Origin of the sequence: Pseudomonas sp. SWRI179, assembly GCF_014268705.1 — a bacterium.
GTDB classification, from domain to species: domain Bacteria; phylum Pseudomonadota; class Gammaproteobacteria; order Pseudomonadales; family Pseudomonadaceae; genus Aquipseudomonas; species Aquipseudomonas zanjanensis.
This window is the reverse complement of the sequence record NZ_JABWRA010000031.1, coordinates 66,723-77,297: the sequence shown is the minus strand read 5'-3', so window position 1 is coordinate 77,297 and position 10,575 is coordinate 66,723. Positions and strand designations below refer to the sequence as shown.

Here is a 10,575-nt window from a genome sequence, read left to right as displayed (position 1 = left end):
CGCAGCCCAGCGGGAGCAAGCTCCCTCGCCACAGGATAAATAGGGGGCTTCAAGATCGCGTTATCGACGCTTTCCTTATTTGTCGATCCGATAAGTAAAAAGCAAGTTATATATTTTGTCCGCCTTTGAAACGCATTGAAAGCCTTCCCGTTTGAGTTGTTGGTTTTTAAGCGTTAGAGTGCGTGCCTGATAAGTTGTTAATGTGTGTTTTCAGTATTTGGCAACGTTAGGTATCGCCAAGTCGCAAAATATTAAATTGAATCAATAGGTCGCCAGAGCACGCGCTGGCGACGCCGTTGTTATATGCCTGTTTTTAACGGAGCAGGCCAAGGAGTGTCTTTATGCAGGAAGCAAACATCAAGACGGATGACAGTGCGCTCGGTTTCATCAGCCTTTTCAAACTGGCCGACCTCGAGCGGGCACTGTTGCCCTATAAAAACAATGACCAGTACGACGCGGTCATCCGTTACTACTTTGCCTGTATCGGCATGCCGGATTCCCACCGGTTGCTGGAGCCATTGGGGCTCTTGAAGCAGACGCTGACCCAGCTGCTGAGCACCCGCAGGGTCAAGCGCAGTCAGGATGAGCGCGTGTCTGGTCCCGCCAAGGCGGGGATTGACCTGCCGCAGATATACGAAAAAGTCGAACATCATGAAGCGCGTCTTCAGTTCAGTGCCGAGCAGATGAAGAAGCTGGCCACTGGAGTGCCCAAGACCTTGCACTTCGTTTGGCTCGGCGGTGGGCTTGGTGATATTCAGCGCGATTACCTCAATATATGGCGACAGGTGTTGGCCCCTCAGGGTTATACATTGAATCTTTGGTATGACAGCGATGCACTACTGGCTTGGCAAACCAATAAACTTATTGTCGAGGCCGCCAAGGCCAGTGTTTTTTTACAAGGCGTGGATAAGGATATTAGTGAAGTCGAGTTGGGCGCCCTGTACAACGAGCATGCCTTGGTTCTGAAGCAGCAGATGCAGGGTCATATTAATGCCGCTGTGGCGAATGGCGGTTCAGCCGACGAGGCTCGGATCGATTTACTGACCCGCGCCTACGGTCAGGATGCACTAACGTTGCGCCAACAGTTGGAGCGTAATGGTCGTAGTGTCTTGGACATGGACGGCTTCAAATTGCGTGATCTTGGTGGTGATAAGACTTCGCTGCAATTGCAGGACGGTTATGACCGGGAGATGCGATTGCTCGGTAACATGGCGGCTGCATCGGATATCGTGCGCGCTGAAGTCCTGTATGCCGAAGGTGGTAGTTATACCGATATCGACCACCTTCCGCCGTTATCGGCGACCCTGGGCGGCGTTGACATCAGCGGCTTTGACCATGATGCCCGTCTAGGGACCCTGCAGTTGCTGCTGAACGAGAACCCCGAATGGATGCCAGGTCGCCAGGTCTCCTCCCGTTATCGTGTGCATATTCCGGCTGAGCATCGCCCGGCACTGGAAGCGTTCGCGCAAAGCCGGCCAAGCTTGAGCGAAGTCTTCGAACCTCCGGCGGAGCGCCTGGCCCGACCTTTCGCGCTACGGGCCTTGAGCATGGAGCTATCGTTATCCAACGCCTTTTTGATGGCCCATCCGGGCGCCGAGATTCTTGGGAGCGTGATCGACCGTCTACGCTCCAACTACGAGTTGATTGAAGCATCGGTCCAACTGGCCGCCCAGCGTGACGTTGCATTGAGCGATGTCGGCGGCATGTTGGGTCTGGTGGAAGAAGTCTTCGAGAAAAAACATGGGTCGCTGAGCCATCTGCCGATGGGCGAAGTGCTCAGGGCGATTGCGCGGATATCGGGTGTCGCCACCCATTTCGGCGACGGCATTCGCTTCGAGAGCGAAGGCACTGTCCATCTGACCGGCCCCGGCGCCATGCGCGACGGCATGGCCGACTACGCGAACGCGCGCTTGAGCGCGGCAGCTGCCGACACTTTGTACAAGGAGGCGGGCATCGCTCCCCACTTGACGGTTAACGGAGCCACGGAAGAGGAGCAGAACCACTCCTGGAAGGAAAATGGCAGCCAACCCGAAAAATGGCCCACCGACGAGCGGGCCCGTTGGCATGAAGGTCAGTACCCCACGCGCTACGGCGGCGACATTGCGCAGTTACTCAAGCATTCAACCGTTGAGTTCCAACAAGGCTGGCCACTGATCGAAGGCCGAGCCGTGTTGCTGACCGATGTGCTGGAGCGCTTGGTCGAAGGACTCGGTGAGCCGTTCATCGAAGCGATGAGCCAGGGGCATGATGGCGAAAAACGTTTCGAGAAGCCGCTGCCGCTGAGTTTCGATGATCGCCAGCGTATCCTGCGTCAGCCTGCCGATGCACTGGTGCCGGTGTTCCTGAGCGATGCAAAAATGCAAAGCCTGGGAATCGATGACGTCTTGGGCGAGATCGCCGGTGGCACCCGGCGCGTCATTGAGGCCAGCCCTGTGCAAAGGCTGTCGCTGGGCGTGTTGCTCGGCTTGGACACCCTGGAGAACTCGAGCTTCAACACGGCTACGAGTGAGCTGGAGAACTTGGCCAATAGCGTTGCCGAACAGGGCGTGGCCGGCCGTTACGCGGTCATCGAGCGGCAATTATTCAAGCGCAAGGCGGCCGAGTTCATGGGCGGCCTGTCGAGCGATCCGGCGGATGCGCCACTGCCGTCCGACAGTGCGCTGGAGTTGAAGAGAACGGCCTTGAAACAGGCGCGAACGTTATTCCAGTGGGGCCGTCATGTTGCACGGATCCAGAAAGTGGCGACCCTTGAACACCGTCTCCAAGTCGTCGAACGCTCCGGGCAAGTGCTGGACGGGTTCGGCCACAGCGGCGTGCAAATGCTCCCTCAGGATTTGCTGCTCAACAGCGATGGCGAGGCCATTGGCGGACGCTGCTATCCCCTGGCGTTGGTGATGAGCGCAGCACTGGCCAAGGGTGAGGTTTCTTCCGGGCACTTGCGCGAGCGTTTCTACCTGGCGGTGCTAGAGCCCGGGCAAGCCGATTCCCAAGCCTTTGTGCAAACACTGGAAGCGCTGTGGGACGTAGCGCTGAGTGATGTCGGAACGCGACTTGGGCAGACGAGTCTGGATCAGGCCGTTGCCATGCTCGAGGTACACACCGGCTCTCGTACGCTGATGCTCAACTCGGACAACCATTCGATGCTGGTGACCAAGACCGTCAACGCAGAACGGGCCGCCTATCATTTTTTCGACCCCAACTTCGGCCTGTGCAAGTTCGATCATGCGGATGGGCTGCAAAGGGCGTTGGAGACGTTTTTCCAGACCGAGGGCATGGCCCGTTATTACGCTGCCTATGGCCCTGACGCTCGACCGGAATTCGATCTGATCGATCTGCACAGCAAAAAGATCGCCAGCTTGGAATTGTCCGAGGGCTTCACCGTGGCGCAGCTGCTCAAGCCCGAACCTTTGCCAGGAAAACCGGCCCTTGCGATTCGCCAGCGCCTGAACAGTGCCCATGGAAGGTCCCTGGTGGACAACGCGCACCTGGGCAGCAGTTTGCTGGAATTGGACAGCCACTGGTGGGGCCAGCAGATCGCCCAGGCGACGGTCGGTTTGCAGGAGCTACATGGCTCGACGACGCCGCTGGTGCCCTTGTTCGAAACACTGGAGATCACGCCGGAAGGCAAATATCGGGTGAGCCTGATCGACCCAGCGCACCCACAACAGCCGGTCCGCGTGCTCAGCGACGATCAACGCCTACTGCGGATCAAGAGCTGGCTGTCGGAACAGTTTTCGACCCTGGCGCGCAAACCCGTGCAGACGGGTGGCGTCCTGGACCCGACCGAAGCCGGCAGCGTCCATACCCTCAACGCCGGTTTCACCATCCAGGCGTTGATGAATGCCTTACGTGGACGCGAAGGGGACGACCGGACACTGACCACCGCCGTGCGCCTGCACGCGTACGTCAACTATGCGCAACTGGTGCACGGCAATGTCGTGGACGTGGCGGGCCTGGTGCAGTTGGCCCGCACCGCTCTGGTGGAAGAACGGATCATTGCCCGTACTTGCGCGCCGATTGTCGGCCAGGCCTTAGGACATGCAGCCAACGAAGGCGTCGGCGCTGTGTTGGGGTTGGCCAATGTTGGCTTCGATATCTACCAGTTGAAGACTGCGCAAACCGGCATCGAGACCGCGCAATTCGGTACCCAGCTGACATTCGATTCCGCCAGCCTGGCCTTGACGGCGGGCGGCGTCGGAGCTGGGTTGGCCGGGGCATCGACCGCCGCGGCGGTACTCGGCGGTGCGGGCGTGATTCTCGGTGGCTTGGCCGTCGGGGTCGCCGCGCTGGCCCAGGGATTTGCCACCATCGCCCGCGAGGCCCGGCAAGTGGGGCAGTTTTTCGATGACCTGGAGCAGGCCTATCGTGGCGAGGGCTACGCCTATGATCACAAGTTGGCCGCGTGGGTGGCGCGTCCTTCACTACTGATTAAAGGCATCGATCTGCAGGAGGGGACGTTACTGCTCGACAGTCCGAAGCTGTATCCGCTGCGTGATCATTTCGGAGTACCGGGCTTCGACGCCGACGATTCACGGGCGATCAATATCCGCCGGGAGCTGGGGTTGCCCGCACGGATCAAATTCACAGTGCCCGCCGGAAAACCCATCGTCTTGCCCTGTACGCCGCAAACCACCTACGGCTATGAATACAAGGCATTGCCATTCGCCCGCTGGCGCCATGATCCTGGCTTCGACACGGCGCGTCGGCTGGAGAAAAAGCAAGCGGACGGCACCTGGCTGTTTCTGTTCTCGTTCTATTCATTTCCTTCCGACTATATCCTCAATCGTCTGAACCCGGTGTATGGCGAAACGATCATCAAGGTGAATCTGGATGCGCAGGAACGGACACTGGTGGTTCCCGTTCTGCCAGAAGCCTGGCACGCAAAGGTGTCCTATTGGCTCACGGGCGCGGACGGGCGCTGTACCGTGGTGCTCAATCCCGGGGTCGACATAAGGCTTATCGCGCCGAACCTGACGTTTTGCCGTTGGGTGTTGCAGGCAACCTGGGCCAAGGACGCGGATATTCGGGTCGAGTCATCCGGCGACCTGTACATCGGCAACGTCCATGTCACCCGTAGCGGCCGGCAGGAAGTGCTGATCCGTACGGCCGACCAATTGTTCAGCGTCACCGGGGACAAGCGCCAACTGGACCTTGTCGAGCAGACGGCGCCCGAGGGGCTCGATGAGCAAGCGTTGCTCGAGCACTACAAGGCACTTGCGCGCGAGCATCGATTGGCGCTGCCGTATACGCCTATCCATCGCTATCTGGTTCCGTTCGACGATCCCCTGCAACCGAGCTACACCACGGCCTGGTATGACGCGGCCGAGGACCGCTTCCTCTACATTCGCGACGACAGTAAAGTGCTCGGCGAGCCGCAACTGTCGGTGGTCCTGGATGGCTTCGCCTATTTCTACGATCCCGAGGAACTGCAGATCTGGCAGACGGAGTGCGCCACAGGCTTGCTCAAGTGCCGCTATCTGTTACTCATACAGGACGGCCAGAGCACCATTCGTAGTATCGAGGCGGATGCCCATGGTGTGATTCATGTCGTGCAGGAATATATCGCCGACAATCAAACCGTCCGGCAATACCGATACGTGATTCATGACGGGCAGTTGCTGTTGAGTTCCATCACCTACGATACGGCACCGCAGTTGCAGGCGCTGCTATCGGCCAACGATACCCTGGCCGAGTGGTCATCCGTGCTCGGCGACTTTCTGCGACTGCCCGCTGGAGCTTCGAATAATGGGCCCGCCACGGTCGATTGGCAGCCGGCGCCGTACGTTTCGATCTGCTGGACGATTGCCCCCAGTTCCCGAGACATGGCGTGGGTACGCAGCAGCGATCGACGCCTGATCCTTGCGCAACCCGCCGAGCACCATGCCCGTGGCTGGGATGACTCGATCAAGAAGCTGGACGGGCTGATGCTCTTGCCGATGGCGGACGACAGCGACGTGTTCTTCATCTACCAGCGAGTCACCCCCAACCAGACACTTTGCCGACTGCAACGCAGCGTGAAGGACGGTACGGCGCATTGGACACGCCAATGGGTGCAGCCAGACGGGCTCAAGCAGATCCTGGCCGTTGAAGGGGGCTACGTGGCGCTCGATGAAAACGGGTTGTTCTTCAACCTGGTGGCGCAAGACGCGCTGCAGTTTGCCGGCGTGAGCGAGCACTGGCTCAAGGGGCGTGCGCAGTGGTGGCAAGCGCTTGAACCGTTGGCCGAGCAATACCCGGGCAAGGATTTTGCCATTGCCGGTCTGCGCAATGCCGCCGGTGACGGTAACCTCTGTGCCTGGTACGTGAAGCACCGATTGTTGTTGTGCGACCCGGGGCTCGACAAGGACGTTCGCTTGCTGGGTGTGGCGCCGGATAATCAGTCGGTCTGGCTGTTCGATAGGTCGAGCGGCGAAATATTGAGCCAGGTATTCTTCGACCCACAGCAACTGAATCAGGTATTCGACACCGGCACGCAACTGTTGCCAGGCGCCAGCCTGCCGGCTTATCAGCGCGAGTGGGTGGGCTGGCGGTTCGCCGACGTCACACCCGAAGGCAGCGGCTTGCGCGGGATCAGCGTGGACGGTGTGTCGCTGGCGTTGCGTCATCAGCAAACGGCGACCATCACCGGGGTCAACCACGCCTGGGTGCTCGCCCAGGGCGAGCACTTGGTCGACGCCCTCCAGCGATTGCTGGACGCTGCGCAACATGACGAATTCGTGTCGGTGGAGTCCGAGCCTGGAAGCCTGCAATGGTATGACGTGCAAAGTGCCCGGTTGCTGCGAGTCACCGGCAAGAACCTGCCCAAGGACTTTACGTTGCTGGGCACGCAAGCACGGGAGAATGTGCTCCTGCACGAGCACCAGGATGGGCGGGTGCGGATCTATCCGGACAAGCGCAGCATCGGGCCGTTCGATTACGTCCAGCGCAGCGCCCAGGTGCTGGTGGTCGAGGGGGAGAAGGTCAGCCGCGACCTCTTGCCGCTGATTCCCGATGAGGTCAACCGGTTGATCCTGCGTATGGGCCAGGGTGTGGTGACGTGCCATTTGACGAGGGCGCTGTGGCTGAAGTTGGAGTCGGTGATTGTCGACTGTCGCCCTGCCTTGGGTGAAAGGCCCTCCACGACGAGCACGTTGGCCTGGGCCTTCGATGAGCCTGGAAAACTCGTGTTCGAGATTGTCCAGGCGCACTTGGTCATTGTCGATCCGGACAGTGAGCGCTGCTTGATCCTGCGTGATGTGTGCTCCGCCGATCCGGTCTTGCGCGGTGAAATAGGCCTGAGTTTCAACGCCGGGAAATCACGTCCGGTGTCGACATTCGTGGCGCGCTTGAAACGCCTGGGTACGACTGGCAGTGCAACCCTCAAAGAGCTGCTGGCGCCAGCGTCGGTCGTAGAATAAGCGGTCTTGCTTTTATGGCGCCAGGTAGCCCTTCACCCCGGTAAAAATGATCTGCGCCGCCAAGGCGCAGACAAACAGCCCCATCAGGCGGCTGACGATCTGCAAGCCCTGGTCGCCAAGAATCCGCTCGATGCGGCTGGACAGGTAGAGCACCACGCCGACGGTGAAGCTCGCCAGGGCGATGCTGATGATGGCCATGAGCTTGTCGTCCCAGTGCGGCTGGCTCACGCCCATCACCAGCAGGGCGCCGATGGTGCCGGGGCCGACGGTCAACGGAATGGTCAGTGGGACGATGGTCACGTCCTGTTGCACATTGTCGGTCTGCACGGCCGACTTGCCCTGGGCCATGCCCAGCGCCGAAATGAACAGCACACTGCCGGCGCCGATACGGAATGCATCCACGGTGATGCCGAACACGCTGAAAATCACTCGCCCGAACAAATACAGCAACACGCTGGAGATCAGCGTCGCGGTCGCCACCTTCCAGGCCAGGCGGCGTTGTTCCTTGCGCGAATAGCCGCGAGTCAACCCGATAAAACAGGACAGGACAAAGAAGGGGCTGTAGAGCACCAGCATCTTCAAGTAAACGCTGAACAGCACATGGAGCATGGTTGAGGCTCACGACGAATGAATTTGAGGTGAAGTCTATCAGGCGTCGGGGGCGGTTGTCGGCTGGCGTCGGGGGCTGAAAACCAGAGTATTGGAACATGTCGATTTAAGCCGACGGGTGCTTACGCTTGGTGAGTTGTCAGGCGCTTTGATGGGTTAACTTCGATTTTAATATGCATGGTTACAGTTGTTGGCTTGTTGTTGGGTGATGGGTTGGATAAGTTGGTCTCAAGTCCATGGAGGACTTTAATCAATAAGGAAAAGATGATGACTATTAAAGCAGATGCAGTGGTAACCCTGTCTGATCGCGTTGAACGTTTGCAGGCATATGATATATCGACGGATGCGGTTAGGATTTCTCCGCGTGTCCTTCTAGATAACTATACGGTGTTGAATTCTGACATTGAGAAACCGGATCGTGCATCGGTGGTGGGTGACGGTGTTCTGGCTTTTGTTTCGGGAATGTCCGAGCAAAACCAAGTCGATGTTCAACACTCATATTTATTTGCCTCCTTAGTGGCGAGCAAGCAATTTCCACGGGATGATCAGGGCAAAGAGTGGTATGACAAGTTTCTAGAGGTTATGCAAACTTGCGGTTGGGTTATTGTCAGGAAGTATTACGACACTGTCGCGGCCTCTGGCAAGAGTTTCAAGATGGATCAGTTGGTGTTGAGTATCCTGGGTTCGGCGGCGACCGTTGCTGCCATTCCCGGCGCAACTTCATTGCTGATGCTCGAGGTTGCAAGGAATGCTATTAGTAAGTTAGAAGCCCGCGATAGACCACTTCGGCTGTTCGAGCAGAACATTAAGGAGTCCGGCTCCGGAGGTTTTAGTGTGTCGGCATGCCATGAGACGTCGCAGGGTGAAGTTCTTATGGCGATGGGTGCGGTGCGCTTCATTCAACGGACGAATCAGACCCAAGTCTTGTTTGTCAATTGGGACAGTAGTTCGGTCGATCTCTATCGTGGTGAAAGCTACATGGCCATGGTACCGACTCTGATTAACCTAACCCGAGCGACTATCTTGGGGAAACTGGGGGACCGTGCGGTAACCAAAATCGAAGAATACGAAATTTGATCTCATATGATCGCTTGGCGACTGCGTTGCGGTCGCCATCTATAAAAGCCAGGGGGTTGTAATGGGCGAACATTATTCGGTGTTTGTGAATGCGGGTGCCGTTATTTTAATGCCGCAGGATATGCTGGAGCAGGAACGACTCGATGTATTGAACTCGGTGTTATTTGCGCAGTTGGTAGCCGACAAAAGAAATCCCAATTTTTCCCAAATGCAAGCCTGGTATGAAACGTACCGAGAGGTATTGAGTAGTGCTTGGTTGCAGAGAGAGGTCGCATGGAAAAGTTTGGCAGTGGGTGACGCCTCGACATTCAAGTTGACGGATTGGGTGGGGGCCCCATTGGCCGGTCATCTTGATTCGGCGACGCGTGATGACGTCTGTCGCGTATTGAATCGCGTTGCTCAATTACCCGTTACCTCGCCGGCCATTGATGTACTGCGCGAGCACGTTCGAAAATTCAAGGACGGACCGTCATCCGGTGCCGCCGTCGAAGCGGCTTGCAAGGTCAGCCTGCAAGTCATTCTCGCCCAACACGGCCCTGTGCTGAATAGTTTCTATGTGGAGTTCAACACAACGGAACAAGTGGTTTCCAACCCACTGGGTCAATCTTTCGCCACTGACAATATCCTGGGCAATATTCAACTGAAGTACTTCCAGGTCAATTTATCCGATGCGCTTTATGGGCCGCTGCGCGAGGCGATCATTAAAAAACTGGGCGATAAGACAGTGAAGAACATTTTTGACGTTTCGGATGCCAATCAGCACGAGCTGGCCGGGAAAAAACTTTATGAGTGATGCCTATTTTCAACAGCTCGGCGAGCAAACATTTCTCGGCAGCACCACATCAAGGGCTGCGGTCATAGGGGGAAGCCTCGTCTCATGCAATGAAGGCATGTCTGCCCAAGATCGAGAAGATATCTACTTGAGCAACCTATACGCGCAGTTGTCCACGCGCTCGGCGTACCGGGACGGTTTGGTGGGCAATTGGTTCGATTATTACAAGAACAAGCTCAGATACCTGGGGTGGGACACCGCCCGGCCGGTCAGCCTCGCAGAGGCTGGGCGGGGATTAATGGCCGATAGCGTTTCACGGCAGATATCCGAGTCATTGGGGGGGGATTTTTCGCAGCAGGCGAGCCAGGTGTTAGCGGCGTTGAGGAACAAGCCGGATGCGATTGAAGTATTCGAAGGCGCCAGCCTGCAGCGTGACCGAGGTTTTTTTCAGGTGATTCCTTGTGTGTCGACGACTCCCGGAAAAGTAGAAATAGCGCTCTACCACAAACAATTCAGTACGCGCAGGGTGGTTTCGAAGTTTTTGTTCTGGCCTATGGAAGACGTCGTGACCACCAGTATCGAGCAGCTGGCAATCGTCACATTCAGTACGCTGCATTACGCAACGTTCAGGAAAAAAGTCGTGGCTGCGGTTATGGCCGAAACAACGCGTAATATCCATGCGGTGGAATTGTGAATCGAACTGCAAGCACAAGCGATTGC

At 57.5% G+C, this 10,575-nt stretch carries 5 protein-coding genes; 4 read left to right on the top strand and 1 reads right to left on the bottom strand.

The genetic code is table 11. From position 1 onward, the window contains the following. Positions 1–341 precede the first annotated feature (341 nt). On the top strand, positions 342–7,397 hold the full coding sequence (locus HU767_RS18110) for a TcdA/TcdB pore-forming domain-containing protein (protein WP_186730149.1): 7,056 nt from the start codon (positions 342–344) through the stop codon (positions 7,395–7,397). A 12-nt stretch (positions 7,398–7,409) separates the two neighbouring features. Here the strand turns inward: HU767_RS18110 and HU767_RS18105 are convergent, their stop codons facing one another. Then, positions 7,410–8,006 carry a MarC family protein gene (locus tag HU767_RS18105; protein WP_186707869.1) on the bottom strand — a complete coding sequence of 199 codons (597 nt, stop codon included), beginning with the start codon at positions 8,004–8,006 and terminating at the stop codon, positions 7,410–7,412. A 267-nt stretch (positions 8,007–8,273) separates the two neighbouring features. Here HU767_RS18105 and HU767_RS18100 point away from each other — a divergent pair, with 267 nt between their 5' ends. From HU767_RS18100 to HU767_RS18090, 3 genes are all read left to right on the top strand, one after another. Then, on the top strand, positions 8,274–9,083 hold the full coding sequence (locus HU767_RS18100; RefSeq protein WP_186730148.1) for a hypothetical protein: 810 nt from the start codon (positions 8,274–8,276) through the stop codon (positions 9,081–9,083). Positions 9,084–9,144: 61 nt separating this feature from the next. Then, entirely contained in the window at positions 9,145–9,876 is a 732-nt protein-coding gene (locus HU767_RS18095) for a hypothetical protein (protein WP_186730147.1), read from the top strand. Continuing rightward, on the top strand, positions 9,869–10,549 hold the full coding sequence (locus HU767_RS18090) for a hypothetical protein (RefSeq protein WP_186730146.1): 681 nt from the start codon (positions 9,869–9,871) through the stop codon (positions 10,547–10,549). Before HU767_RS18095 ends, HU767_RS18090 begins: the two co-directional genes overlap by 8 nt. Positions 10,550–10,575 lie beyond the last annotated feature (26 nt).

Bases quoted from the DNA above. Each gene is read 5' to 3' on its own strand.
- HU767_RS18110 (WP_186730149.1), top strand. From the start codon at position 342: ATGCAGGAAGCAAACATCAAGACGGATGACAGTGCGCTCGGTTTCATC.
- HU767_RS18105 (WP_186707869.1), bottom strand. From the start codon at position 8,006: ATGCTCCATGTGCTGTTCAGCGTTTACTTGAAGATGCTGGTGCTCTAC.
- HU767_RS18100 (WP_186730148.1), top strand. From the start codon at position 8,274: ATGACTATTAAAGCAGATGCAGTGGTAACCCTGTCTGATCGCGTTGAA.
- HU767_RS18095 (WP_186730147.1), top strand. From the start codon at position 9,145: ATGGGCGAACATTATTCGGTGTTTGTGAATGCGGGTGCCGTTATTTTA.
- HU767_RS18090 (WP_186730146.1), top strand. From the start codon at position 9,869: ATGAGTGATGCCTATTTTCAACAGCTCGGCGAGCAAACATTTCTCGGC.